General features: G+C 68.4%; 26 protein-coding genes, 1 tRNA gene and 1 pseudogene. 13 read left to right on the top strand and 15 right to left on the bottom strand.

The genetic code is table 11. The features are described 5' to 3' along the window. Nucleotides 1–5: 5 nt before the first annotated feature. Together MMF96_RS13065 and MMF96_RS13060 are read left to right on the top strand one after the other, a co-directional pair. The gene (locus MMF96_RS13065; RefSeq protein ID WP_256883782.1) at nt 6–407 is read left to right on the top strand and encodes a VOC family protein; all 402 of its coding nucleotides are present in this window, start codon (nt 6–8) and stop codon (nt 405–407) included. Between the two features lie 184 nt (nt 408–591). Next, nucleotides 592–1,596 carry a type IV toxin-antitoxin system AbiEi family antitoxin domain-containing protein gene (locus MMF96_RS13060; protein ID WP_256883781.1) on the top strand — a complete coding sequence of 335 codons (1,005 nt, stop codon included), beginning with the start codon at nt 592–594 and terminating at the stop codon, nt 1,594–1,596. 92 nt (nt 1,597–1,688) lie between these two features. Here MMF96_RS13060 and MMF96_RS13055 read toward each other — a convergent pair whose 3' ends face one another. After that, entirely contained in the window at nt 1,689–5,141 is a 3,453-nt protein-coding gene (locus MMF96_RS13055; RefSeq protein ID WP_256883780.1) for a bifunctional proline dehydrogenase/L-glutamate gamma-semialdehyde dehydrogenase, read from the bottom strand. Nucleotides 5,142–5,318: 177 nt separating this feature from the next. Between MMF96_RS13055 and MMF96_RS13050 the strand changes: the two genes are divergently transcribed. Beyond that, the gene (locus MMF96_RS13050) at nt 5,319–6,263 is read left to right on the top strand and encodes a LysR substrate-binding domain-containing protein (RefSeq protein WP_176615078.1); all 945 of its coding nucleotides are present in this window, start codon (nt 5,319–5,321) and stop codon (nt 6,261–6,263) included. Between the two features lie 218 nt (nt 6,264–6,481). Here MMF96_RS13050 and MMF96_RS13045 read toward each other — a convergent pair whose 3' ends face one another. Beyond that, entirely contained in the window at nt 6,482–7,054 is a 573-nt protein-coding gene (locus MMF96_RS13045) for a hypothetical protein (protein WP_256883779.1), read from the bottom strand. 113 nt (nt 7,055–7,167) lie between these two features. Here MMF96_RS13045 and MMF96_RS13040 point away from each other — a divergent pair, with 113 nt between their 5' ends. Continuing rightward, entirely contained in the window at nt 7,168–8,124 is a 957-nt protein-coding gene (locus MMF96_RS13040) for a DNA-3-methyladenine glycosylase (RefSeq protein ID WP_176615076.1), read from the top strand. A 63-nt stretch (nt 8,125–8,187) separates the two neighbouring features. Then, nucleotides 8,188–8,466: a putative quinol monooxygenase gene (locus tag MMF96_RS13035; protein ID WP_176615075.1), complete on the top strand. Its 279-nt coding sequence runs from the start codon at nt 8,188–8,190 to the stop codon at nt 8,464–8,466. Nucleotides 8,467–8,571: 105 nt separating this feature from the next. On the opposite strand, the gene MMF96_RS13030 is transcribed toward MMF96_RS13035, so the two are convergent. From MMF96_RS13030 to MMF96_RS13020, 3 genes are all read right to left on the bottom strand, one after another. Next, nucleotides 8,572–8,961 (bottom strand): co-chaperone YbbN, encoded by a 390-nt coding sequence (locus tag MMF96_RS13030; RefSeq protein WP_256883778.1) that lies wholly within the window; start codon nt 8,959–8,961, stop codon nt 8,572–8,574. A 72-nt stretch (nt 8,962–9,033) separates the two neighbouring features. Next, a complete protein-coding gene (locus MMF96_RS13025; protein ID WP_176615192.1) occupies nt 9,034–10,194 on the bottom strand; it encodes an MFS transporter in 1,161 nt (386 codons plus the stop codon). Between the two features lie 133 nt (nt 10,195–10,327). Beyond that, nucleotides 10,328–10,759, bottom strand: a complete 432-nt coding sequence (locus MMF96_RS13020) for a MarR family winged helix-turn-helix transcriptional regulator (protein WP_176615073.1) — start codon at nt 10,757–10,759, stop codon at nt 10,328–10,330. A gap of 73 nt (nt 10,760–10,832) precedes the next feature. Here MMF96_RS13020 and MMF96_RS13015 point away from each other — a divergent pair, with 73 nt between their 5' ends. Beyond that, nucleotides 10,833–11,396 (top strand): GNAT family N-acetyltransferase, encoded by a 564-nt coding sequence (locus MMF96_RS13015; RefSeq protein ID WP_256883776.1) that lies wholly within the window; start codon nt 10,833–10,835, stop codon nt 11,394–11,396. A gap of 98 nt (nt 11,397–11,494) precedes the next feature. Beyond that, on the top strand, nt 11,495–11,746 hold the full coding sequence (locus MMF96_RS13010) for a hypothetical protein (RefSeq protein WP_256883775.1): 252 nt from the start codon (nt 11,495–11,497) through the stop codon (nt 11,744–11,746). 79 nt (nt 11,747–11,825) lie between these two features. Here MMF96_RS13010 and MMF96_RS13005 read toward each other — a convergent pair whose 3' ends face one another. The 3 genes from MMF96_RS13005 to MMF96_RS12995 form a co-directional block, all read right to left on the bottom strand. After that, the gene (locus MMF96_RS13005) at nt 11,826–12,596 is read right to left on the bottom strand and encodes a hypothetical protein (protein WP_256883774.1); all 771 of its coding nucleotides are present in this window, start codon (nt 12,594–12,596) and stop codon (nt 11,826–11,828) included. Nucleotides 12,597–12,716: 120 nt separating this feature from the next. Next, a tRNA-Tyr gene (locus MMF96_RS13000) sits at nt 12,717–12,801 on the bottom strand. Between the two features lie 126 nt (nt 12,802–12,927). Then, nucleotides 12,928–13,284 (bottom strand): hypothetical protein, encoded by a 357-nt coding sequence (locus MMF96_RS12995; protein WP_256883773.1) that lies wholly within the window; start codon nt 13,282–13,284, stop codon nt 12,928–12,930. 175 nt (nt 13,285–13,459) lie between these two features. On the opposite strand from MMF96_RS12995, the gene MMF96_RS12990 reads away from it, so the two are divergent. After that, nucleotides 13,460–13,948: a YajQ family cyclic di-GMP-binding protein gene (locus MMF96_RS12990; RefSeq protein ID WP_176615068.1), complete on the top strand. Its 489-nt coding sequence runs from the start codon at nt 13,460–13,462 to the stop codon at nt 13,946–13,948. Nucleotides 13,949–14,145: 197 nt separating this feature from the next. After that, nucleotides 14,146–14,919, top strand: coding sequence for a VOC family protein (locus MMF96_RS12985; protein ID WP_256883772.1), 774 nt, complete (start codon nt 14,146–14,148; stop codon nt 14,917–14,919). Nucleotides 14,920–14,927: 8 nt separating this feature from the next. Here the strand turns inward: MMF96_RS12985 and MMF96_RS12980 are convergent, their stop codons facing one another. Genes MMF96_RS12980 through MMF96_RS12970 form a run of 3 tightly spaced genes read right to left on the bottom strand, consistent with a single transcriptional unit; the run spans nt 14,928 to nt 17,609 of the window. Continuing rightward, nucleotides 14,928–15,605, bottom strand: a complete 678-nt coding sequence (locus MMF96_RS12980; RefSeq protein WP_176615066.1) for a response regulator transcription factor — start codon at nt 15,603–15,605, stop codon at nt 14,928–14,930. Beyond that, on the bottom strand, nt 15,602–16,921 hold the full coding sequence (locus MMF96_RS12975; protein ID WP_256883771.1) for a sensor histidine kinase: 1,320 nt from the start codon (nt 16,919–16,921) through the stop codon (nt 15,602–15,604). The genes MMF96_RS12980 and MMF96_RS12975 overlap by 4 nt, the downstream gene beginning before the upstream one ends. After that, complete coding sequence (locus MMF96_RS12970; RefSeq protein WP_256883770.1) at nt 16,908–17,609, bottom strand: histidine phosphatase family protein; 702 nt, start codon at nt 17,607–17,609, stop codon at nt 16,908–16,910. Before MMF96_RS12970 ends, MMF96_RS12975 begins: the two co-directional genes overlap by 14 nt. Between MMF96_RS12970 and MMF96_RS19900 the strand changes: the two are divergent. Then, nucleotides 17,518–18,345, top strand: a pseudogene (locus MMF96_RS19900) (hypothetical protein); the annotation flags it as partial. The gene MMF96_RS12970 and the pseudogene MMF96_RS19900 sit on opposite strands and share 92 nt — an antisense overlap. A 40-nt stretch (nt 18,346–18,385) precedes the next feature. Continuing rightward, complete coding sequence (locus MMF96_RS12965) at nt 18,386–18,865, top strand: hypothetical protein (RefSeq protein ID WP_256883769.1); 480 nt, start codon at nt 18,386–18,388, stop codon at nt 18,863–18,865. A 21-nt stretch (nt 18,866–18,886) separates the two neighbouring features. Here MMF96_RS12965 and htpX read toward each other — a convergent pair whose 3' ends face one another. Next, nucleotides 18,887–19,756, bottom strand: a complete 870-nt coding sequence (htpX, locus tag MMF96_RS12960) for a zinc metalloprotease HtpX (RefSeq protein ID WP_256883768.1) — start codon at nt 19,754–19,756, stop codon at nt 18,887–18,889. A 74-nt stretch (nt 19,757–19,830) separates the two neighbouring features. Continuing rightward, nucleotides 19,831–21,111, bottom strand: a complete 1,281-nt coding sequence (locus MMF96_RS12955) for an MFS transporter (RefSeq protein ID WP_256883767.1) — start codon at nt 21,109–21,111, stop codon at nt 19,831–19,833. A 104-nt stretch (nt 21,112–21,215) separates the two neighbouring features. Between MMF96_RS12955 and MMF96_RS12950 the strand changes: the two genes are divergently transcribed. Further along, complete coding sequence (locus MMF96_RS12950; RefSeq protein ID WP_256883766.1) at nt 21,216–22,118, top strand: hypothetical protein; 903 nt, start codon at nt 21,216–21,218, stop codon at nt 22,116–22,118. Next, nucleotides 22,115–22,501: an ankyrin repeat domain-containing protein gene (locus MMF96_RS12945; RefSeq protein WP_256883765.1), complete on the top strand. Its 387-nt coding sequence runs from the start codon at nt 22,115–22,117 to the stop codon at nt 22,499–22,501. The genes MMF96_RS12950 and MMF96_RS12945 overlap by 4 nt, the downstream gene beginning before the upstream one ends. Before the next feature lie 174 nt (nt 22,502–22,675). Here MMF96_RS12945 and MMF96_RS12940 read toward each other — a convergent pair whose 3' ends face one another. Then, a complete protein-coding gene (locus tag MMF96_RS12940) occupies nt 22,676–24,172 on the bottom strand; it encodes a catalase (RefSeq protein ID WP_176615058.1) in 1,497 nt (498 codons plus the stop codon). Between the two features lie 14 nt (nt 24,173–24,186). Beyond that, nucleotides 24,187–24,633 carry a Fur family transcriptional regulator gene (locus MMF96_RS12935; RefSeq protein ID WP_176615057.1) on the bottom strand — a complete coding sequence of 149 codons (447 nt, stop codon included), beginning with the start codon at nt 24,631–24,633 and terminating at the stop codon, nt 24,187–24,189. Nucleotides 24,634–24,706 lie beyond the last annotated feature (73 nt).

Raw genomic sequence — 24,706 nt, 5'->3', positions numbered from 1 at the left:
CTGCCATGACGATTTCACTGCAATACACCAATGTCACTGTCAGCAACACCGATGAGGCGGTGGCCTTCTATCGCGACGGGCTGGGCCTTTCCGTCCTGAACGATGTGGCCTCCGGCGGCTTCCGCTGGGTCACGCTCGGCAGCGACGCCCAGCCCGGCCTGGGCATCGTGGTCTCCGAACCGCACGCCGGCCGTTCGCAGGCCGACGGGGACGCCCTCCAGGAACTGCTCACGAAGGGCGTGCTGCCCATGCTCGTGTTCCAGACCGACGACCTCGACAGCACCTTCGAGCAGGCCCGCGCATTCGGCGCCGAGGTGCTGCAGGAACCGATCCAGCAGTCGTGGGGGCCGCGCGACTGCGCCTTCCGCGACCCCTCGGGCAACATGGTCCGGATTTCGCAGGCCTGACCTTCGCAGGAAATGCGCCCGCTCCCCATAAATGCGCCCGGTGGAAGGGGCGCATAGGTGGGGAGCGGGCGCGGAAACTGCCAGCAGTGCGATGATGACCCGGCGTTGCCCCTAGGAGGGAGTTATCCACAGTCCGGCTGGACCCCGCTGACAAGGACCGCCAGGCTCTGGAACGCTGGGATGCATGGGCGCGCCACGGTTGATTCTCCCCTCCGATGTTGAGCTTGCCGGCCAGGACTCACGACTCCTCGCCAGGCTGTGCAACAGCGGGCGGTACGTGCGCGTCCGCCGCGGCGTTTATGCGGAGGCTTCCGAGTGGCAGCCCCTCGATGGGCCGTCGCGGTACGGGCTTCGTGCCATCGCGTTTCAGCTGGCCACCAAGCACCAGCCGGTGTTCTGCCGGCAAACCGCCGCGCTGCTGTGGGGCCTGTGGACCATCGGCACCCCGCAAAAGCTGCACGTCCTGACGCAGGAGCGGGGCGGCGGCCGCAGCCGTGGCGACATCGCCCGTCATTTTGGGCAGACCGCCGACGGGGTGGTGCGTTGCGGCCCACTGGTCCTGACGGACAAGCTCACCACCACCATGGAGTTGATCACCCGGCTGAGCTTCGAACGGGCCGTGGCCGTGTGTGATTCCAGCCTGCACGCGGCCAGGCGTCCCAGACCCGTCAACGTGTTCACCCCCGTGGGCTTCCCCGCGTCCGGCCATGAACCCGTGTGGCGTGTCGATGAACCGCAAGGCGCTCCACTGTCCAAGCCGGAGCTGCTGCAGGCGGCCGAGTCGCTGCCGTCAAGGTCGGCCCGGAACAGGGCCGTGGCCGTCATTGGGTTCGCGTCCGGGCTGTCCGGTTCCGCCGGCGAATCCCTCAGCAGGGTCCGCATGGGGCAGTTGGGTTTTGCCGCCCCGGAACTCCAGCACCGCTTCACCCTCCGCGATGGCAGCAACGCATTTGTGGACTTTTGGTTCGAGCAGCAGCGCCAGGCCGGCGAGTTCGACGGCCGCAGCAAGTACCTGCGCCGGGACTGGGCGGGCGGCACGTCCATTCAGGACCGGATCATGGCGGAAAAGAACCGTGAGGACCAGATCCGCGCCCAGGATGTGGGCGTCTTTCGGTGGACATGGCAGGAAATGATGGATCTTCGCGGCTTTGAACGGCTGTTGCGCCAGGCCGGGATCCCGCAAGGGTAGTGCCCGGCTAAAAAATGCGCCCGTCCCCCATAAATGCGCCCCGTGGAAGGGGCGCATTTATGGGGGACGGGCGCAGGCCTGCCCGGAACCGGCTAGATCAGGCCGTCCGAGAGGTGGTTCGGCGTGCCGAAGCGGTGCGCCGTGATGCTGACGGCCTGCTCGTGCAGGAACGGCAGCATCTCAATGCGCCCGGCCTCGGTGACCTCGTTGTGGTAGATCGCCAGGTCGGGGCGGCCGCCCGTGGCGCCGTACACGGCGGAGGCATCCCCGCCAATGAGCCGGATGCGCCCGGCACCGAAGCGGCGCGCGGTGGCGAGCCAGTCGGCGTCGTTCTCCACCGTGACGCGGATGCGCAGGCTCACCAGCAGGGCCTTGACGGCGTTGGGAAGTTCGACGCCGGAGGAGACTTCCGGAACGGCCCCGGCCGTGATTCCTGCCGAGAGCACGCGCAGCAGCTTGGCCACGGGTTCGCCTTCGGCCAGGCGGACCAGGGGGTTCAGCGGCAGGTAGCGGAACACATTGCGCTCGGCCGACAGCCCGGAGACGTCCTTGGCGATGCCGAATTCGGCGGCCCAGGCGGCGGCGTCGCTGTGCAGCGACCGGGACAGGAAGGCCTGCCCCTCGGCGTCGAGGGAGGAGGCGGCGTTGAGCATCTTGCGCGCGGCATCGCCCAGCGGCGCAGTGGCCGTCGACGCTGCGGGCAGCCAGTTGCCCAGACCCACCAGGTAGTTGGGCCCGCCTGCCTTGGTGCCGGCACCCACTGCCGACTTCTTCCAGCCCCCGAACGGCTGCCGCTGGACAATGGCGCCGGTGATGCCGCGGTTCACGTACAGGTTGCCTGCCTGGACGGTGTCCAGCCACAGCCCGATCTCGGCCGGGTCCAGCGAGTGCAGGCCGCTGGTCAGCCCGTAGTCGATCCGGTTGACCATGGCGATGGCGTCCTCCAGCGTCTCGGCCGCCATGACACCCAGGACGGGACCAAAGTACTCGGTCAGGTGGAATTCCGAACCTTCGGCAACGCCGGTGCGCACGCCCGGGGACCAGAGCCGGCCCGAGTCGTCGAGCTGGCGGGGCTCAATGGCCCAGGATTCCCCGGCGTCCAGGGTGGTCAGGGCCTTGCGGAGCTTGCCGGCGGCCGGTTCGATGATCGGCCCCATCTGGCTCGTGGCGGTTTCCGGGTAGCCGACGACCATGCTGCGGGCCGCGTCAAGGAGCTGGTTGTGGAAGCGTGCGGACTTCGCCACCGACCCGACCATGATGACCAGGGAGGCGGCGGAGCACTTCTGCCCGGCGTGCCCGAACGCGGACTGCACCACGTCCTTGGCGGCCAGGTCCAGGTCGGCGCTGGGGGTGACGATGATGGCGTTCTTGCCGGAGGTTTCGGCCAGCAGCGGCAGGTCGGTGCGGAAGCTGCGGAACAGCTCGGCCGTTTCGTAGCCGCCGGTGAGGATCACCCGGTCCACTGCGGGGTGGGAGACCAGTGCCTGGCCGAGCGCGTGCTCTTCCAACTGCACCAGCGCCAGCACCTCGCGGGGAACGCCGGCGTCCCACAGCGCCTGCACCATGACGGAGCCGCAGCGCCGCGCCTGGGTGGCCGGCTTGATGACGACGGCGGAGCCTGCGGCCAGTGCGGACAGGGTGGATCCGGCCGGGATGGCCACGGGGAAGTTCCACGGCGGGGTCACAACGGTGAGTTTCGCCGGGACAAACGTGGCGCCGTCGACCGCGTCCAGGTCCTTGGCGCGCTCGGCGTAGTAGTGCGCGAAATCAATGGCTTCGCTGACTTCGGGGTCTCCCTGGTCCAGGGTCTTGCCGGTCTCGGAAGCCATGACCTCCATGAGTTCGGCGCGGCGGGATTCCAGGACGTCGCCGGCGCGGTGCAGCACGGCGGCGCGTTCGGCGCCGGTCATGGCGCCCCAGGCCTTTCCGGCCTCCAACGCCGAGTCCACGATGCCGTTCAGCTGTGCCAGGTCCGCCACCCGGCTCGCTGCCACGATGTCGTCGCCCAGCCTGGAGCCGGGGATCCGGGCCAGGATTTCCTTGCCCCAGGCCCGGTTGGCCGGCAGGGCCGGGTCCGTGTCCGGCGTGTTCGCAAAGGTGTCCGTGGCGGCGGGGGCCGCCGGCACCGAGCGGTCCTGGGTCCGGTTGGACGCGGGGACCTCCGTGTCCAGCGCGGCCAGGGAGGCAAGGAAGCGGTTCTGCTCGCGCTCGAACAGGGCCTCGTTGTCGGAGAGCTCAAACACGGCGGACATGAAGTTTTCCTGGCTGGCGCCTTCTTCCAGGCGGCGGATCAGGTAGGCGATGGCAACGTCGAACTCACCGGGGTGGACCACGGGCGTGTAGAGGAGCAGGGAGCCGACGTCGCGGCGCACGGCCTCGGCCTGCCCGGTGGCCATGCCCAGCAGCATCTCAAATTCCAGCTGGCCGGTGGCGGTGCCGATGCCGCGGCTCTTGGCGAGCAGCCACGCGTGGGCGACGTCAAAGAGGTTGTGGCCGGCGACGCCGATGTGCACGTTCTCGATGTGCTCCGGCGTCAGCGCGTAGTTCACGATGCGCTTGTAGTTGGTGTCCGAGTCCATCTTGGTGCCCCAGGTGGCCAGCGGCCAGCCGTAGACGGAGGCCTGGACCTGTTCCATGGGCAGGTTGGCGCCCTTGACGATGCGCACCTTGACGGGGGCGCCGCCGGCGGCCCGGCGCGCAGCCGCCCACTCCTGCAGCTCGATCATGGCCGCGAGGGTGTCCGGCAGGTAGGCCTGGAGCACAATGCCGGCCTCGAGGTTCTTGAACTCGGGCTTGTCCAGGATGCGCTTGAACACCGCGATGGTCATGGTGAGGTCCTTGTACTCCTCCATGTCCAGGTTGATGAACTTGGGCTTGGGGAAGGAGTTGGCCAGCGCATACAGCGGGGTGAGTTCCTGCACGACGTGGTTGACGGCGTCGTCGAAGGCCCAGGCGGAGTGCGGGGCGACGGTGGAGGACTCCTTGATGGAGACGTAGTCGACGTCGTCACGCGCCAGCAGGCGCATGGTCCCCTCAAGGCGGCGGGCGGCCTCGTTTTCGCCCAGCACGGCCTCGCCCAGCAGGTTGATGTTCAGGTCCACGCCGCCCTGGCGGATCTTGGCGATGGCCGGGCCCAGCTTGGCGTCGGTGGCGTCCACGATCAGGTGGCCCACCATCTCGCGCAGGACCCTGCGGGCGATGGGGATGACGAGCTGCGGCAGGATGGGGGCCATGGCGCCGCCGAGGCGGACGGCCCCGCGCATGTACCACGGCAGGAAGGCGGGCACCTTGGGCGCCAGCACGGCCAGGTTCCGGCCGGCAACGGCCAGGTCCTCGGGGCGGATCACGCCGTCGACGAAGCCGACGGTGAAGTCCAGGCCGTTGGGGTCCTTCAGGACGCCCGCCAGGCGCTGGGCGGAGATGTCGGCGGGGAACTTTGCGGCCTCGGTCAGCCAGTGCCGGACCAGGGCGATGGTTTCCTGCGCAAGGTCGTTGCCGGGGGCAGGAATGGTGGCGGCGGGGTCCGTGTCGATGGTGGTTGTCATGATGGCTGGTTCGTTCTTTTCTGTTGGCGCTCGGGTTGGGCCGGGACCCAACGCAGGCAGCTGGATCGGCGCCTCGGGGGTTCCCTTTAGCTCCAGTATGGGGCTAATATTCAATTAGTAAAAGTGATGTTTTTTGATGAATATCATTCGTGTTTACTTAACTCTTTGGAGGCCCCCGTGCTGGACGTCAAACGCCTGCGGCTGCTGCGCGAATTGCACCTCCGCGGCACCCTTGCCGACGTGGCCCTGGCCCTGCAGTACAGCCCCTCCGCGGTGTCGCAGCAGCTGGCGCTTTTGGAAAAGGAAGCGGGCGTGAAACTGCTGCTCAAGGTGGGCCGGCGGGTCCAGCTGACGCCGCAGGCGGAGATCCTGGTGGCCCACACGGCGGAGATCCTGGAGACGCTGGAGCGGGCCGAGGCGGACATGTCCGCCTCGCTGACCACCGTCACGGGGACCGTGAAGCTGGCCGTGTTCCAGTCCGCCGCGCTGGCCCTGCTGCCGGAGATGCTCACCGCCATGGCGCAGAACTACCCCGAGGTCCGCATTGAAATGGTGCAGCGGGAGCCCGAGACCGCGTTGTATGAAACCTGGGCGCGCGACTTTGACCTGGTAGTCGCCGAACAGTATCCCGGCCATGCCGCGCCCCGCCACCCCGAACTGGACCGGGTGGTGCTGACCACGGACGCCATTCGCCTGGCCGTCCCCTCCCCCGGAACTGCCGGCACCGTGTCCCATTTGCGCAGCGAACCTGTCCTGGACATTGCGGACACTGCCGGGCTGCCATGGGTCATGGAGCCGCGCGGTGCGGCATCGCGGCACTGGGCCGAGCAGGCCTGCCGCCAGGCCGGGTTTGAGCCCGATGTGCGTTTTGAAACGGCCGACCTCCAGGCCCAGGTGCGCCTCATTGAATCCGGCAACGCCGTGGCGCTGATGCCCGACCTGATGTGGACCGGCCGCGCCCCGGCGCTGGAGCTGGTAGACCTTCCCGGGGCACCGCGGCGCACCGTGTTCACCTCGGCGCGCCGTGCCAGCCGCAGCCGCCCGGCCATTTTGGCGTGCCGGGAAATCCTGGAGCGGGCGGCCCAGGGCCTGGCCGGGGAACCGGCGGAGCGGGCCTCCTAAGTACGACGCCGGGTGGCCGCGTTGACTGTCCAGGTTCCCTGGGCCCTTGCGCGCGGCTTCGCCAACAATCACCGGAGTTGGTCCGGTCCGGCAGCTTCCCTGCGGGGCAAAACCCAAGTCGGGTTGCGCCCCGGGTACACCGGGGGCAGAACCCATCCGGGATTTTGCCCCGGCGTGACGTCCAGCCTTGCGCAGGCGCCCAACGCCGGAGGCCAGGTTTACTGGGCCAGTTCCCTGATGATGGGCCCCAGCAGGCGGCGCAGCTGCCCGGGATCCTTGCGGACGCCGTCGCTGACCAGCACCTCCGCGGGCCCTGTCCGGTGCAGCCAAAAACCCTGGGCCGGCAGTATCCGCACGCCGAGCTTGAAGGGTGCGGCGCGGTGGCCAAGTTCCTTTTCGATGGAGCGCACCAGATAGGTTTCCAGCGGACCCTGTTCCTTCATTGTGCGAATGAACCGCCGAAAATATTCTTCCTTGAAGGTGTTGGCATAGTCCCGGGCATCGCCGTAACACCCACGAACCAGCCGATCAAAGGCCGGTGAGCAGCCTTCCAGGGGCAGGTACTCGATGGGGGCATTGCCCGGGATGTCGGCCGGGTACACCAGCAGCGCCGAAAACCAGTTTGCCCATTCTTCAGCTAACACCAAATCCAGCCCCGGACCCCTGGCAGGAACGTGTTCGGGCACCGCCGGCTCCAGCGGTGGGATGAAGAACGGCTGCGTGGCGGGCAGCTTCAGCGCGTCACGGATGTGCAGCGCCACGGTGAGCGGCCAGGAAAAATCCTCGTCCATCCGCCATCCCGGCCGCCCGGCAAACTGCATCTGCGCCCCCTGATCGATGCCACCACCCTACCCGCGCGGTCCCCCGGCAGCCAGCCCCCGGCCCGGCATGCGACCATGGAACCATGACCGCCACCGCCACACACCCGGGTCCCGCCCTGGTCTGGGATGCCGGCGGCCCCTACAGTTTGCACGAGACACTGGGCATCCTCGGCCGCGGCCCCGGGGACAGGACCATCCGCCTCACCCCCGGCACGGCCTGGCTGGCCTTCAACACCCCGGACGGCCCGGCGACGCTGGGCATCAGCCAACGCGGCACCGAACTCCATGCCCGGGCCTGGGGCCCCGGCGCCGGCCACGCACTCCACGGCGCCCCGTCCCTGTTGGGCCGCAACGACGACTGGTCCCCCTTTGACGCCCCGGTGTTCCATGCCACCCTGCCCCGGCTCGCCCGGGAGGCACGACGCCGGCACCCGGCAGTGCGCCTGCCCGCCACCGGGCGCATGGTCGACGCCCTGGTGCCTGCCATCCTGGAACAAAAGGTCACCGCGCTGGAGGCCCGCCGCGGCTACGCCACCCTGCTGCGAAAGTTTGGCAGCACGGCACCGGGCGCGGGCAGCCACCCGGACATTCCGGCGGACCTGATGGTGGCGCCCACCCCGCGGCAATGGGCAAAAATTCCGTCGTGGGAGTGGCACCGGGCAGGCGTGGGGCCACAGCGCTCGGCGACGGTGCTGCGCGCGGCGGGTTCGGCGTCGGGCCTGGAACGGCTGGCATCGCTGCCGGCCACGGAAGCGGCCGCGAAGATGCAGGGCATCCCGGGGATAGGGGTGTGGACTGCGGCCGAGGTCACGCAGCGCACCCACGGGGACGCCGATGCGGTGGCCGTGGGCGACTACCACCTGGCCGCCTTTGTGGGCTGGGCGCTGGCCGGACAGCCCGTGGATGACGCCGGCATGCTGGAATTGTTGGAACCGTGGCGCGGGCACCGGCAGCGGGTGGTGCGGATGCTGTACCTGAGCGGTTTCCGCAAGCCCGCCCGCGGCCCGCGCATGGGCATCCAGGACCACCGCAGCCACTGAGCATGACGTTCACACTGCGGGACGGCTTCCCGCCTGCGGGCGCCCATCGCCTAGGCTGAGGGCATGAGCGACCTCATCAACCTCAAGGCCACATTCATCCCCAACGAGGGCGAATTCTTCCGTGTGAAGCTCGCCCTCGAGATCGCGATCGAGCAGGTCGTCGAGGAGCCGGGCTGCATCCAGTATGAAATCACGCAGGAATCGGAAGAAAAGATTGTGCTGACCGAGCAGTGGGCGTCCGAGGATGCCCTCGACAAGCACAGCAAGGGCGTCGCGGTGCAGGACCTCAACGAGTCCCTCAGCGCGCTGCTGGCCGAGCCCGTCAAGCTGGACCGCCTTTAAAACTGGATTGCCTTTAAAACCGGACTGCCCTTAAAAACTGTTGAGGTTGGGGACGGCGACACCCAATGGTGCCACGGTCCCCAACCTCAACCGGTTGTTGGGCTTTTACTCGCCGGCGTTGCCGTCGGCTGCCTCGGCCTGCTGCTTGGCGACGGCGGAGTGCACCTCGGCCATGTCCAGGTCCTTGACCGCTGTGATGACCTTGTCCAGGTCCGTGCCGCTGAGCGCACCGGGCTGGGCAAAGACCAGCACCTTTTCACGGAAGGCCATCAGCGTGGGGATGGAGGTGATGTTGGCCTCGGCGGCCAGCTGCTGCTGCGCCTCGGTGTCAACCTTGCCGAACACGACGTCGTCGTGCTTGTCCGAGGCAGCCTCATAGGTGGGCGCAAAACGGACGCACGGCTGGCACCAGGAAGCCCAGAAATCGACGAACACAATGTCGTTGCTCTCGATGGTGGTGCCAAACGATTCGGTGGTGATTTCAACTGTAGCCATGACTTCCACGCTACGTGACGGCGGGAGGCATGGCTACAGGTTTCGCTCAGCGCGTGAGCGGGAATAACGGCCCTACACGCCCTCAGGCTCATGGGCGGCGAGGAACCTGCGCCCGCCAAAGATCACCCCGGCGCTGACCAGCACCGCTGCGGCGGCCACATAGAAGGTGACCGACGCCGAGGTGTGCTCGGCGATCTTGGCGGCCAGGAACGGCGCCAGGGCGCCTCCCATCCAGCGCACAAAGTTGTAGCCGGCGCTGGCCACCGGCCGGGGCGAATCGGAGACGGCCATGGCCATTTCGGTGAACAGGGTGTTGTTGATGCCCAGCAGCGCGCCGGACACAATGGTCAGGACCACGATCGCCGGCACCGAATGGCCTGCAGCAACGGCCAGTCCGGCCAGCACCACCATGAGGCCCAGCAGGGCGCCGATGAGCGACTTCACAGGGCCGAAGCGGCGCTGCACGATGGGGGCCACGAACACGGAGAACACCGCCACGGCGACGCCCCAACCAAAGTACACGGCACCGATGCCGTAGGCGTTGAAGCCCAGGATGAACGGTACAAAGGCCAGGATGGTGAAAAAACCGTAGTTGTAGAACAGGGCGCTGCCGGCGGTGGTGCGCAGCCCCTTGTGCCCCAAGGCCACCAGCGGGTCCCGCAGCCGGGTCTTGACGGCGGGCACGGGCGTCTTGGGCAGCATGATGATCAGCAGGATGAAGGCGATGGCCATGGCCGTGGCCGTGCCGAAGAATGGCGCCCGCCACTGCCAGCCGCCCAGCAGCGCACCCATGAGCGGGCCGAGTGAAAGGCCCAGGCCCAGGGCTGCTTCGTAGAGGATGATGGCGGTTGCGTGGCCGCCGGAGGCCACGCCCACCATGACGGCCAGCGACGTCGCGACGAACAGCGCGTTGCCCAGTCCCCAGCCGGCCCGGAAGCCGACCAGCGCGTCAACCGTGCCGGAGGTGCCTGCCAGGGCCGAAAAGACGACGATGACGGACAGCCCGATCAGCAGGGTCTTCTTGCCGCCGATGCGGGAGGAGACAAATCCCGTAATGAGCATGGCTACTGCGGTGACCAGGAAGTAGCTGGTGAACAGCAGCGAAACCTGGCTCGCCGTGGCCTGCAGGTTCTTGGCGATGGCGGGCAGGATTGGGTCCACCAGGCCGATCCCCATGAACGCGAAGACTGCGGCAAACGCCACGGCCCAGACAGCCTTGGGCTGCTTGAGCATCGACCTCTTCTCATCGGCGAGGACGTCCTCTATTTCGTGGGCAGAGTTCTCTGCCGTGTTGGCCTGCACGTTTACTCCTTTGGATCTTTCATTGTTCACAGACGACGCCGGCGGCCGCGCCCGCCGCCGGAGGTCAGGTCCTCAGCGCCGCATTGAGTTTGTCGATGGCGGGGATGGCGTTCCTGACGGCCAGCCGCTCCTCCGTCGAGAGGGTGGCGAGGGCTGCGGCGACTTCGGCGGTCCGCCGCGTGTTGGCCACGTCGAGCGCCTTGCGGCCGTCCCCGGTCAGCTCGACCAGCACGGCCCGCGCGTCCGTGCTGTCCGGCTTCCGCTCCACCAATCCGGCAGCCTCCAGCTTGATGACCTGCTCGGTGGCACTTGGCACGCGGATGCCGGCGAACCGGGCGATGGCGCTGACCCGCAACGGCCCTGCTGCCAGCATGTTCAGCGTGCTGACATGGCCGGTGCTGAGCTCCCCTTCGGCGTCCATGGAGCGCAACAGATAGACGGCCTGGCGCAGGATGTTGCGATAGCTGCCCGCCAGTTCCCCAAGATCTTCGCTCATAGTTAGGTAGTCTAACATTAGGCTGCCTAAGGGTCAAGGCGTCCGCCCGGAGACGTTCGCCTAGACTTGCCGCATGGAATTGACCACGGAGCGCCTGGTCCTGCGCGAATACACGCTATCCGACCACGCCGCCGTGCATGCCTTCGCCTCGGACCCGCGCACCAGCACCTTTGTCGAGTGGGGCCCGAACTCGGAACACGACACCCGCGACTTCCTCAACTTTTGCATCGACAAGGCCGCAGAAGCACCGCGCCGCAGCCACACCCTCGCCATCACGCTCGATGGCAGCGTCATCGGCTCCATCGGACTCACGCTGAACACCCGCGGCGGGCGGCACGGGACGCAGGAGGCGGAAATTGGCTACACCCTCCATCCGGACCGGTGGGGAAAGGGGTATGCCACGGAAGCAGCCTCCGCCATGCTGCATTTTGGCTTTTCACAGCTGCACCTGTCCCGGATCACCGCCGCCTGCCGCCCGGAAAACGTGGCCTCCGCCGGCGTGTTGCAGAAGTTGGGGATGGCACAGGTGGGACGGCTGGAAAATGACCGGCTCATCAACGGCCGGTGGCTGGACACGCTGGTTTTTGCCGTGGACGCGGGAGGCAGTGCGCCGGCTCCACACAACGTGGACACATAAAATTCACGGAGAGCACACCTGGTGCACCCAATTTGTCCGGGTTGGCTGTGTATAACCATACGTAGCACCGCCGAAGCAACCCCGCCCCAGGAGGAACCATGACCCGCCCCAGCCACCACCGGGAACCCGACCATGCCCCACAAGCGCACGAGGGCCGTGATGTGTGGCCGGCCCTGGCCAGGGACCAGCATGTTGCCCTCGTCAACGAGCGCGGCTGGCGCCTGTCCGGCACGGTGGAGACGTTGACCAGCGACCGCCGGTGCCTGTGGATCCAGCTCGACGCCGGGATGGGCCGTCAACTGATCCACCACGAGGACGGCTTCGAGCTCGAAATCAGCCTGCCCGCCTAGGCGGCCCCGCAGCACGCGCGGCCGCAGGGCCCTAAAGACAAAGGGCCCCAAAAAAAGCAGGCTCAGTGCCTGCCCGTGGTCAGCGTTCCGGGCCGATCATCGAGACAAACTCCCGGGCGTCGTCCTCGGACAAATCGGCGTGGTTGCGCAGGAGCCGGGCCGCACCGTCCAGGTCCCCTGACAGAGCGAGCGAACGGATGCGCCCGAAGACTTCCTCGTTCAGGCGCGTGCTGGCCACCTCACGGACCTCGTCGCCGCGGGAGACGATGGCCCGGTAGCGGTAGCTGGGTGCGGCCGGTACGGCCCTGCCCTCGGCCCGCTCCGTAGTGTCCTTGCCGGATTTGGACTGGCCGGAATTGGGCTGGCCGGAATTGGGCTGGCCGGATCCGGATTGTCCGGATTCGGATTGTCCGGGATCGGCAGCTTTCGGGGTGGCCGGCGTCGGCCCGGCAGGTTTCGGGGCAGCCTGGAGGATGTCCTCGACCACCAGGGGGGCGTCGGCGGGTTGTTCGGGCAAGGGCTGGGGATATTCGGCCAGTGCAGCAACGGCCGCGGCGGACTTGCCCAGGCTGGTGCCTGTGGCCTTGCGGTAGGCCTGTACGGCATTGAGCACCTGCTGGCGGGCAATCAGCGAATAGACTGCCCGGTGGGTCTCGGGCGTCAGCTTCGCAGCGGCCTCCACGGCCATCTCACGCGTGACCCTGGGCTTGCGTTCGGACGGAGCCGCCGTGCGGGGCTTCGGGCCTTCTGCATCCTGGATGGCCCTCCCCTTGCGGCCCATGAACCGGGAGGCCACGATCACCACAATGACAATGACCAGCACAATGACCAAGGGCACGAGATATTCCATGCCTTAACTGTAGTTCCCCGCCCTCCGGGCGCATCCTGCGGGCTGCGGTGGTGGCTGCGGGCGTTAAAGGCGGAAAGCCCGGAGCCTGCGATTTCCCGCAAGGCTCCGGGCTTCCCCTGATGGTGGCAGATACTGGATTCGAACCAGTGAAGGCGTTGCCAGCTGATTTACAGTCAGCCCCCTTTGGCCACTCGGGTAATCTGCCATGGCCCGCCGGGCCTCATTGTTGCGTCCCGGCTTTCGCCCCCATCAAGTGGGAGCAGTAAAACAATACAAGGTATTCGGCCAAGAATCGAATCGGGCGTTTTCCATCCCCGTCGTGCCCGGGGAATCAGGCCTGCGTGCCGCCTTCGATCCGGCGGACCAGCTGTTTCTCCAGGAACGCTGCCTGTTCGGGCGTCACCTGCTGAAGGGCCACGGCGCGCGCCATGTCCGCCTGGACACCGGCGATGCGCGACGAGGCCGAGTTGACGGGCGAGGCAAGGATGGCGTCGGGCTCCTGGCTGAGCACGGTCCCGGACAGCACCGTCACGGCCGCCAGGGTGGCCGCCGCCATGGCCGTGCCCACGGCTGCCTTCATTCCGGGCCGGGACTTGCCGGGAACCGCCGCACCCTCCATGGGGGCCACGGCGGATGGTGCCGCAGGGACGGGGTCGGGTTCCGGCGTCGTGCCTTCGGTCTTGCTCATCAGTCCTCCAGACGTGGTGGCTCTCAACGGGTATAACGATTCCCGGTCCAAATGTGCTCCCACTCCGCGTCCGCTTGGAGCGAACTGTGAACCGCTCGTAATCTCGCAGCCCGCCCCTCGGGCGCTAGGCTTGGTTTCAAATCAACCGTCACTTTTTCATGCATGTGGAGGAATCATGGCCAGTGAGTCAACGTTCGACGTCGTCAGCAAGGTGGACAAGCAGGAGGTCGCCAACGCGCTGAACCAGGCCCAGAAGGAGGTCGCCCAGCGCTACGACTTCAAGGGGGTCGGCGCGGAAATCGACTTCAGCGGCGAGAAGATCCTGCTTAAGGCCAATTCCGAGGAACGCGTCATGGCCGTCATGGATGTTTTTGAATCCAAGCTGATCAAGCGCGGCATTTCGCTGAAGTCCCTGGATGCAGGCGAGCCGTTCGCTTCCGGCAAGGAGTACCGCCTGGAAGCCTCGATCAAGGAAGGCATTGCCCAGGACGTGGCGAAGAAGATCAACAAGCTGATCCGCGACGAGGGGCCCAAGGGCGTCAAGTCCACCATCCAGGGTGACGAACTGCGGGTGAGCTCCAAGAGCCGTGACGACCTGCAGGCGGTCATGGCGCTGCTGCGCAAGTTTGAGGATGCGGACCTGCAGTTCGTCAATTTGCGCTGACTGGCGCCGCCGGCCCAACGGGGCACTTGCGCGCGGGAAAGCTCCGGTGGACGCCCGGTGAATTCCCAGCCTGCAAGTGCCCTTTTGCACTTGTGGGCCCGTCCCTGCGGGCATAGGCTCGTGGCTTGTCTTGACGTTTCAATTCACCTGACCTTGTAATTCACCTGATCTTTCAATTCACATGCCAAGGAGCAGCCATGACTGAAATTCCCGCGGGCGCACCCTGCTGGATCGACCTGATGACCGCGGACCCGGCCCGCGCCAAGGAGTTTTACACCGCCTTGTTCGGCTGGACGTACGAGACCGGCGACGTGGAGAAGTACGGCGGCTACACCACGGCCTTGAAGGACGGGAAGTCCGTGGCCGGGCTGATGCAAAGCAACCCGGACGACGCCGGGCACCCTGACGTGTGGTCCACCTACCTGCGCGTCGACGACATTGACGCGACGGTGGCCGCGGCCACCAAGGCCGGCGGCGTCACCTACCTCGCACCCATGGACGTCCCGGAGCAGGGCAGGATGGCCATGCTGGGCGACCCCGCCGGCGCGGCCGTGGGCCTGTGGGAGTTTGGCGGCCACACCGGCTTCCAGGCCCACTCCGTCGACGGCGCCGCGAACTGGCACGAGCTCTGGACCAAGGACTACCCCGCGGCCCTGAAGTTCTACCAGGACGTCTTTGGCTGGAAGACCGCCGTCATGAGCGACACCCCTGAGTTCAGGTACTCCACGGTGGGAGAGGGACGCGATTCCGTCGCCGGCGTCATGGACGCCAGCCGCGAGCTCCCCGAGCAGGCCCCCTCCAGCTGGCAGGTCTATTTCCAGGTGGACGACGCCGATGCGGCCGTTGCGACGGCCCTCTCCCTGGGTGCCACCGTGGTCCAGCCGGCCCAGGACACCCCCTTCGGCCGCCTGGCCGGGCTGACCGATCCCACCGGGGCGTTGTTCAAGGTCATCCAGCCGCCGGCGCGGTAGCCCGGACCCTACGCACCGGGCTCCACGAGCCCGGTGTCGTAGGCCAGCACCACCATCTGCACCCGGTCCCGCAGTTCCAGCTTGGCCAGGATTTTGCTCACATGCGTCTTCACGGTCTGCTGGGCGATGAACAGTGCCGCGGCAATCTCGTGGTTCGACAGCCCCCGGCCCACCAGCGTCATGACTTCCAGCTCGCGGTCCGTCAGCCCGTCCAGGCGGTCCCGGGACAGTTCGGGGCGGGCGCTGGACTGCGCAAACCGTTCAATCAGCCGCCGGGTCACGGACGGCGCCAGCAGTGCCTCTCCCCCGGCCACAATCCGCACGGCGGCCACCAGTTCGTCGGCGAGCGCATCCTTGAACAGGAAGCCGCCGGCCCCGATCCGAAGGGCGTCGTAGACGTAGTCGTCCACGTCAAAGGTGGTCAGCATCAGCACGTGGACCGACCGTTCCGGCCCGCCGTCCAGGGCCTCGGCCAGGATCCGCCGGGCCGCTTCCAAGCCGTCCATGACGGGCATGCGCACGTCCATGAGCACCACATCGGGACGGCAGCTTGCCGCGAGTTCAACGGCCACGGCGCCGTTCTCGGCCTGGCCCACCACCTCGATGTCCGACTGTGCGCCAAGCAGGGCGGCAAAGCCCTCCCGCACCATCGCCTGGTCATCCACCACCAACACCCGGATGCTCATGCTGTGCCCTTCCCGTCCTGGTTCCGGGCGGGGGATCCCTTGCCGACGCTGATCATCGGCAGCGAGGCCACGACGGAAAAGCCGCCGTCCACCGTCGGGGCGCAGAAGACCGATCCGCCGACAATGGCCGCCCGCTCACGCATGCCGATCAGCCCTTGGCCCACATGGGAGCCGCGGTCCAGCTGGGCCATCACGGCACCGACGTCCGACGGCGAATTGACCACCGACACTTCAAGCCTGCCGGCCGCCGTGGTGAAGCCGATCTCCACCGCGGCCCCGGGGGCGTGGCGGATCACATTGCTCAGGGCCTCCTGGACAATCCGGTAGGCCGTCAGGGCGATCACCTCACCCACCGCGTCAAGGTCGACACCGGACAGCTCGGGGTCGCGGACGCGCACCCCCGCCGTGCGGGCGGAGGCCAGCAGGCCCGGGAGGTCCGTAAAGCCCGGCTGCGGCGCCGTTTCGCGCCCCCCGCCGGAATCGCGCAATGATCCGAGCATGCTCCGCATTTCCGTCATGGCCCGGCGTGAGTTGTTGGCGATGTCCTCAAATTCCTGCTTCAGCTCGTCGCTGAGTCCGGCGTGCCGGTACGCCGCGGTGGTTGCCTGGACCACCACCACGGACATGCCGTGGGCCACGACGTCGTGAAGTTCGCGCGCAATGCGGGTGCGCTCCTCGGCCAGCCGGCGGCGGGACTGTTCCTCGGCGCTGAGGGTACGTTCGGCGGCCAGTTCGGCGCGCAGGTGCTGCCATTGCTGGGCCACGACGGAGGCCACCATCAGTCCGCCTGACACCGCGGCGAAGACCACCACGTTGATTTGGGCGGCCTGCGTCTGCCCGTGCGGCAGGGTGAGGTAGTTGTCCATCACGCCCACGCCCACACTCAGCAGCCACCCGCCGGCCGCCACCATCCAGTGGCTGCGCATCCCGGCCACGCAGATCACCAGGACCTGTGTCACCATGGCCACCACGCTGAAGGGCATGGGCGCGCCCCCCTGCGGCGTGGACACTAGCGGCATGACCACCATGGGCACGAGCGACACCGCCATGCCCGCCACCGGCCGCGCCGCCGTCAGCCCCAGGGCGGCCGCGTGCAGGATTGCCATGCCCAGCCCGAAGGGCAGCACCATTTGGTACAGGGTCATGTTCAGCGGCGCCCCGACGGCCAGCAGTGCAATGCACACGGCGGCCGTGCCCAGCCACACCCAGCCGATCCGCTTCAGCCGCCACAGGTTGGCCGTGTTGAACGCACCCTGCCCGGGCCCCGCGCCGGTGCCCGGGGATCCTGCCCGGGCCCCGTGGCTAGTGTTGGACATTGTCGGCGCGGGCCGCGCCCGCGTCCAGCTCCGCCGTCGGCCCATCAAAGTCGGTGCCGCCCAGTCCGCCGGCTGGGGTTCCCTGCCAGTCCAGGAGCTGCCAGCCGCCCGGTGCGTTCCCCGGGGCCGGCGTGCCCTCGAGCGTGAGAATCCCCGTGTTGGAAAGTTCGTGGTATTTCGGGTCCGACCAGTCGACGTTGGTGGCCCGGTGTCCGGCCCAGAAGCGGATCATGGCACCGTGGCTGACCATGGCGACGGCGCCGGTTCCGTCGCCGGCGGCCGCTTCCGCCACGACGGCGTCAAAGCGTTCAAGCACTTCCCGGCCGGTGTCGCCGCCGGGCATGCGCGCCGACAAGTCGCCGCCCAGCCAGGCCAGGACGGTTTCCAGGTAGGCCTGGATCGAGTCGGGGTCGCCCTTCATTTCCAGGGATCCGGCACTGATCTCGCGGAGCCCGGGGCGGACCACCGGTTCCAGGCCGCGGTCTGCGGCAAGCGGTGCGGCGGTCAGGGAGGTGCGGACCAGGTTGGAGACATAGAGGCGGCTGATCCGCTCGCCACGCAGGGCGGCGGGCAGGGCGGCTGCCTGCTGCTCCCCCATGGCGGTCAGCCCCGGACCGGGGACGGCCGTGTCGAGCAGGCTCCGGACGTTGTTGGGTGTCTGGCCGTGTCGGATCAGGATCAGTCGCATACCCCCATTCTGTCCTACCGCGCTGGGAACTGCAGTGGGCGCCGGCTGCCCGGGTCCCCGTTTCCTGCCGGCCCCGCGGAGCCGTGGCATGCTTGAGGCACCCGTGACAGTCCCCATCCCCGCAAGGAACCGACCCATGCAGGCTCCAGCCCCACTGCCCGCCAGCTACTCCGCCGCGTTCCGGGAACAGCCCGGCTACCTGGACTTTGCCAGTTACGGCCCGCCCTCGGCCCCGGTGCTGGAGACCGCTGCCGCCCTGATGTCCCTGGCCGCCGAGGGCGGGGTGGGCGCGAGCGGGCGGCTGCATGCCGGGGACCTGCGGGCACGCCAGGTGTTTTCGCGGCTCAGCGGCTTCGCGCCGGACCACGTGGCGCTGGTCCCCGCGACATCGTACGGGCTGTTCCAGCTGGCGTTCGGCCTTCCGGGCAAGATCCTGGCCGGGGCCCGTGAATTTCCGGCCAACGTCTACCCGTGGCTGCGGGCGCAACAGGCCGGCCTGTGCGAACTTGTGCTGCTGGACGCAGCCCCGGTGACCCCGGAGCTCGTGGCAGCGGCGCTGGCCCCGGACGTCACGGCGGTGGCCGTCAGCGCCGTCGACTTCCGCACCGGGCACCGTGCCGACCTGGCCGGCCTCCGTGCCGTCCTGGGCCCGGACCGGCTGTTGCTCGTCGACGGCATTCAGGGCTTTGGCGCGGCGGACATTGACTGGACCGTGGCGGATGCCGTCGTGGTTGGCAGCCAAAAGTGGGTGCGCGGCGGCTGGGGGGGCCGGTGCCATGGCATTTTCGCCCGCAGGCCTGGAACGGATCCGCCCCGTCCTGGGCGGCTGGACCGGCGTCGAAAGCCCCACGGCGTACGACGGCGTGGAGCATGCAGCGCGCGCCGACGCCCTCAAGTACGGCGTCACGAACCTCTCCCCCTTTGCCACCGGTGCCTTCGCCACGGCGCTGGAACTCCTGGAGGAGGCGGGCACGGGACGGGTCGCGGCCGCCGTCGAGGCACGCGCCGGAGAGCTCATCGGGCTGCTGGACGACGCCGGCGTGGAAGTCCTCTCGCCGCGCGGGCCCGGGCAGCGCGCCGGCATTGTGGTGGCCGGCTTCCCTGACGGCAACGCCGCTGAGGCGCACGCCGCCCTGGCACTGGCCGGCATCACGGCCACCCTGCACGGCCGGTGGCGCATCCGCCTCTCGCCCCACGCCACCACGGACCGGGAGTCACTCGTGCATGCCGCCCTGGTCCTCGGCGGGTTCGCGTAGGCAGCGCCGCTTCCGCCGCGGCTAGGCGAGCGGGCGGCCAGCCATCTTTTCGAGCCGGGCGATGCGGTCCGCCATCGGCGGGTGGGTGGAGAACAGCTTGCGGGCACCGCCGTTGCGGAACGGGTTGGCGATCATGAGGTGGCTGGCGTTGACCAGCTTCTGCTCCTCCGGCAGCGGTGCCTGCTGGACGCCGAATTCCAGCTTCCGGAGTGCGGAGGCGAGCGCCAGCGGGTCGTCGGTCAGCTTCGAACCGTCCTCGTCGGCGTCGTATTCGCGGGTGCGGCTGATGGCCAGCTGGATCATGGAGGCGGCCATGGGGGCCAGCAGGGCCATGGCCATCATGGCGAGCGGGTTCGCATTGCGGCGGTCGCCGCCGCCAAAGAACAGCATCATCTGGGCCACGGAGGTGATGACGCCGGCAACGGCCGCCGCCACAGAGGAGGTGAGGATGTCGCGGTTGTAGACGTGCATGAGCTCGTGGCCCAACACGCCGCGCAGTTCGCGTTCATCGAGCAGGTTCAGGATCCCTTCGGTGCAGCACACGGCGGCGTTCTTCGGGTTGCGCCCCGTGGCAAAGGCATTGGGCGCCTGCGTGGGCGAAACGTAGATGGCCGGCATGGGCTGGTTGGCCCTGGTCGAGAGTTCCCGGACAATGCGGTAGATGCCCGGCGCCTGCGCCTCCGTGACGGGGTAGGCCTGCATCGAGCGGATGGCGATCTTGCCGCTGTTCCAGTAGCCGTAGGCGGTGGTCCCGACACCAATCAGCGCAAAAATCCACAACGGCGCGGCACTGCGCATGCCGCCCGCAACGAGCGCGCCGATGCCGAGCAGCACCGCCCAGAGGACACCAAACAACGCGGTGGTCTTCAGTCCGTTGAAGTGGCTGTGCACGGCCCCGTCCCTTCTGTCATTCGCATAAAAAGCTACATGGGTAAAACGAGCCGGCCGGGCCGGTTGTTCCCGTCTCAGGGCTCCGGGTGGCGGGCGTCATAGGCCCTGAAGCCGCGCTGCCACGCCGCCAGCGCCCAGACGGCCGCAATGCACATCAGGCCCCCGGCCACGGCAGCCCAGCCCTCGCCCAGCCATTGGCCGGTGGAGCCGGAGAAAACATCGCCAAGGCGCGGGCCGCCGGTCACCACCACCACGAAAATGCCCTGCAGCCGGCCCCTGAGGTGGTCCGGGGTGGCGGACTGCAGGATCGTGGAGCGGAACACGGAACTGACGGAGTCGGCCACGCCGGCCACCACCAGGGCGGCCACTGCACCAACAATCCACGGCGACACGCCGCCGCCGGGCGGGAGGCGGCCGCCGGCCAGGACAGCACCGCCCAGCCCCGCGATCGCCGTACCCCACACCGTGATGGACCAGAGCACGGCCAGGCCCTGGCGCCGGACGCCGCCCAGGGGGCCGGAAAACAGGGCGGCCAGGAAGGAGCCGGCCGCGATGGAGGCCAGCAGCAGCCCCGCCGTCTGCTGGCCGCCGCCGAGCCAGACGGCGCCGATGGCCGGCAGGAGCGCGCGGGGCAGGGCAAAGACCATGGCGCACATGTCCACGAGGAACGTCATGCGCAGGTTGGGCCGGCTGCCCAGGAACCGGAACCCCTCCAGCACGGATTTCAGCCCGGCCCGCCGGACCCTGCCGCCGCCGAGCGGCGGCAGGGCCGGCAGCCGGAACAATGCCCACAACGACGCCGTGAACGTCAGCACGTCCACGGTGTAGGTCCAGCCGTAGCCCACATTGGCCACCAGGATGCCGGCCAGCAGGGGGCCCACCGTGGTGCCCAGGCCCATGACGATCATGCTCAGCGCATTCGCCGCGGGCAGCAGTTCCGGGCGCACCAGCCGCGGCACGATGGCGCTGCGGGCCGAGCCGTTCACCCCGGCCGCCGCCGACTGGATGGCGATGAGCCCGTACAGGATCCACACATTGTCCAGGCGCAGCCAGGCCTGGGCGGCGATGCCGATGGTCACCAGCCACAGGGCCGTGGAGGAGACCAGGGCCACCGTGCGGCGGTCGTGCGCGTCGGCGATGGAACCCCCGTACAGCCCGGCAAACACGAGCGGCACCAACGCCACGAGCCCGAGCATGCCCACGGCCAGGGTGGAGCCGGTGAGGTAGTACACCTCCAGGCTGACGGCCACGACGGTCAGCTGCGTGCCGATCGAGGAGAGCCCGTTGCCCAGCCACAAGCGCCGAAAGGCCGGGCTTTCCTTCAGCGGGGTGATGTCGGCGAGTATTTTTGGCACGGGCCAAGCCTAGCCGTGTGGTCCGCCGCTTCCGCCCGGCCGGCCGGGCACGTAGTCTGGCCATGGCATCGGTGGCGCCGGGTCCACCGGAAGGGGGGGACGACTTGGCTCCACATCGCACGCAGCTGCATTCCTCCAGGTTCTGGAGTGCCAGGCGGCCCAAGCTGCCGCTGACGGAGGGACACCTTGTGCTCCGCCTCAACGATCCGGCCCTCGCCTTCGGCACCGCCTCCGCCGCGGACCTCCTGAATTGCTACGGGCGCCTGCGCCGCGCCCTGGCGGCGCTCAAGGGTGCCACGGCCGCGCAGCTGTACCTGGCCCTGGACTGGCAGCCGGTGGGCGACGCCGTCGGGGAACCCCTGGCGGAGACCTCCACCCCCACCCTCCACCTCTTTTTCCATTGGCCGGGAGGCACCGCGCCGGCGGGTCCCTTGCGCCTCCCCGCCCACCGGCGCATGGCCGCTCCGGGCACCGGGGAACTGGACGCGGAGCTGCGCGGCAGGCTGGCCGGGCTGCCGTCCTCCGGCACCGGCGCCACTCCCGAGTCCGCCGTGTCCCGTCGCGCCTTGGGAGAGGGGCCTCGCCCAGGGGATCCCCCACCAGGCGCGGACCGTTCGTGGGAACCGCCGGGCTGGGCGGACCGTCCCTTCCACATCGAGCCGGCCCCGCCCCGGCCCGGCGAACCCTTCCGCGGCGGCCACTGGACGGCAATCCCCCGCTTCCCGGCCCCGACGCTTGACCGCCTGGCCCCGGCCGCGCTCCTGACACTCGCCGAAACCATGCAACGGCTGGCGTCGCACCCGCACCCGGGGCGCCAGGGCCTCGCTGTCTGGGCCACGGACGATTGGGGCTCCCCCGCCCCGGCAACGCTGCACATCTTCGCCCGCCGGCACGGCGGGTCCTCCCCGCTGCTGGCCGGCTTCGTGGCCGGCGGCGGGCTGGACCTGCCCGTCCCGGCGGATGGGCAGGCGAAAAACGACGCGCCATCGCCTACGCTGGAGAAATGACTTCCAACCCCTCCCTCAATGACGAACAGGCCGCCAGGGTCATCGCCCTCGCCATGGACCTGGCCCGCGAGGGCCGCACCGCCGAACTCGCCGAGTTCCTCGACCACGGCCTGCAGGTGGACGCTCGGGATCCCGACGGCAACACCCTGCTGATGCTTGCCGCCTACAGCGGCCGGACTGAGACGGTGAAAATGCTGCTGGAGCGCGGAGCCGGGCCAAACATCCGCAACGGCCGCGACCAGACGCCCGTCGCCGGCGCCCTGTTCAAGGGTGAGGAGTCCGTGGTGGCCCTGCTCGTGGCCGCCGGGGCCGACCTCGACGCCGGCACGCCCCCGGCCCGGGCGGCAGCGGCCATGTTTGGCCGCGAACACCTGCTCGGCTGATTTTCCGCGCCGACGGGAGGACGCCGCCCTGCGTCGCCGCGCCGCCCGCAGCACCGGCCGCAATGCCCGCGGCACCGGCGGGGACGCCGCCGTCGGTCGTCAAACGCCGTCGGTCCTTAAACACCGCCGGCCCGGTGGGCACCATTACGGTGCGCACCGGGCCGGCGGCAGTCCCTAGACGGCGTCCGAATTGACGAGGGCGCCGTCATTCTTGGCGGCCTGCAGGGCCTCGATCGCTTGGCGTACGCCTTCACCGTAGGCGGGGTCGGCCTGCGTGCAGTTGTAAATGTGACGCTCGATGGTGGCCTGTGAGGCACCGTCGATGGCCCTTGCGGTGTTCTCGAACAGGACCTGGCGCTGTGCCGGCGTCATCTTCTCGCGGAACAGGATGCCCGGCTGCTCAAAGTAGTTGGCATCGTCTTCGCGGTAGTTGAAGCGGTCGGCCACGGCGCCGACGGCGTGGGCCGGCTCGGCGTAGGCGGGCTGCTCGGCCCAGCGGCCATAGGAGTTCGGCTGGATGCTCGGCGTCGCGCCCTGGTTGCCGTCAATGCGCATGGCGCCGTCACGGTGGTAGGAGTTGACGGGCGCCTTGGGTGCGTTCACCGGGATCTGGTGGTGGTTGACGCCGAGGCGGTAGCGCTGGGCGTCACCGTAGGAGAACAGGCGGCCCTGGAGCATGCGGTCCGGGGAGAAGCTGATGCCGGGGACCACGTTGGCCGGGGAGAACGCTGCCTGCTCGACGTCGGCAAAGTAGTTCTCGGCGTTGCGGTTCAGTTCCCATTCGCCGACCTCGATCAGCGGGTAGTCCTTCTTGCTCCAGACCTTGGTGAGGTCGAAGGGGTGGTACTTGTAGGTCTCGGCGTCGGCCTCGGGCATGATCTGGACCATGAGCTTCCACTTCGGGAAGTCGCCGGCCTCGATCGCGTCGAAGAGGTCGCGCTGGTGGGACTCGCGGTCGGAGCCGACGAGCGCGGCGGCTTCCCCATCGGTCAGGTTCTTGATGCCCTGCTGGGTGACGTGGTGGAACTTGACCCAGAAACGCTCGCCCTCGGCGTTGATCAGCGAGTACGTGTGGGAGCCGAAGCCGTGCATGTGGCGGTAGGACGCCGGCAGGCCGCGGTCGGACATGACGATGGTGACCTGGTGCAGGGACTCGGGCAGGTTGGTCCAGAAGTCCCAGTTGTTCTCGGCGCTGCGCAGGTTGGTGCGAGGGTCACGCTTCACTGCGTGGTTGAGGTCGGGGAACTTCAGCGGGTCGCGGAAGAAGAACACGGGGGTGTTGTTGCCCACCAGGTCCCAGTTGCCTTCCTCGGTGTAGAACTTCACGGCGAAGCCGCGGATGTCACGCTCGGCGTCGGCTGCGCCGCGTTCGCCGGCCACCGTGGAGAAGCGGGCAAACATCTCGGTCTTCTTGCCCACCTCGGAGAAAACCTTGGCACTGGTGTACCGGGAGATGTCGTTGGTGATGGTCAGGGTGCCGAACGCGCCGGAGCCCTTGGCGTGCATGCGGCGCTCCGGGATGACCTCGCGGTCAAAGTGGGCCAGTTTTTCCAGGAACCAGACGTCCTGGAGCAGCATGGGGCCGCGGGGGCCGGCGGTCAGGCTGTCCTGGTTGTTCGCGACAGGTGCCCCGGCAACGGTGGTCAGCGGCAAGGTGTTGTCGTTAGCCATAAAGTGTTTCGCTCCTAGGTGTTTTGGGTTTCCAAAGTCTTCTTGGCGGTGCAGGCCGGGCACGTTCCCCAGTAGATGACCTCGGCTTCGTCAATCGTGAAGCCGTGGTCGTTGGAGGCGTGCAGGCACGGAGCCTCGCCAACGGCACAGTCGACGTCGGCAATGTCGCCGCAGCTCCGGCACACCACGTGGTGGTGGTTGTCCCCCACACGGGCCTCGAAGCGTGCCGGCGATCCCGACGGCTCGATCCTGTGGACCAGTCCGGCGTCGGCCAAGGCTGAAAGCACGTCATAGACGGCCTGCTTGGAGACGCTGCCCAGGACATCCCGAACGACGCCAATGATGGTGTCGGCGTCGGCATGCGGATGGGCCCGGACTGCTTCGAGGACGGCCAGCCGGGGCCGCGTCACGCGCAGCGAAGCTGCCCGCAACATGTCCTCGGGTTTCCGTACATCGACCATGCGTCCCACCCTTTCATGTTTTCTGGACCGAGTCCAGTAAATCTTTTTGGTGTCTCCTCCACAGGCAGGGCCC

Origin of the sequence: Arthrobacter sp. STN4, assembly GCF_024539665.1 — a bacterium.
Taxonomy (GTDB): domain Bacteria; phylum Actinomycetota; class Actinomycetes; order Actinomycetales; family Micrococcaceae; genus Specibacter.
This window is presented reverse-complemented; position numbering and strand designations above follow the sequence as displayed.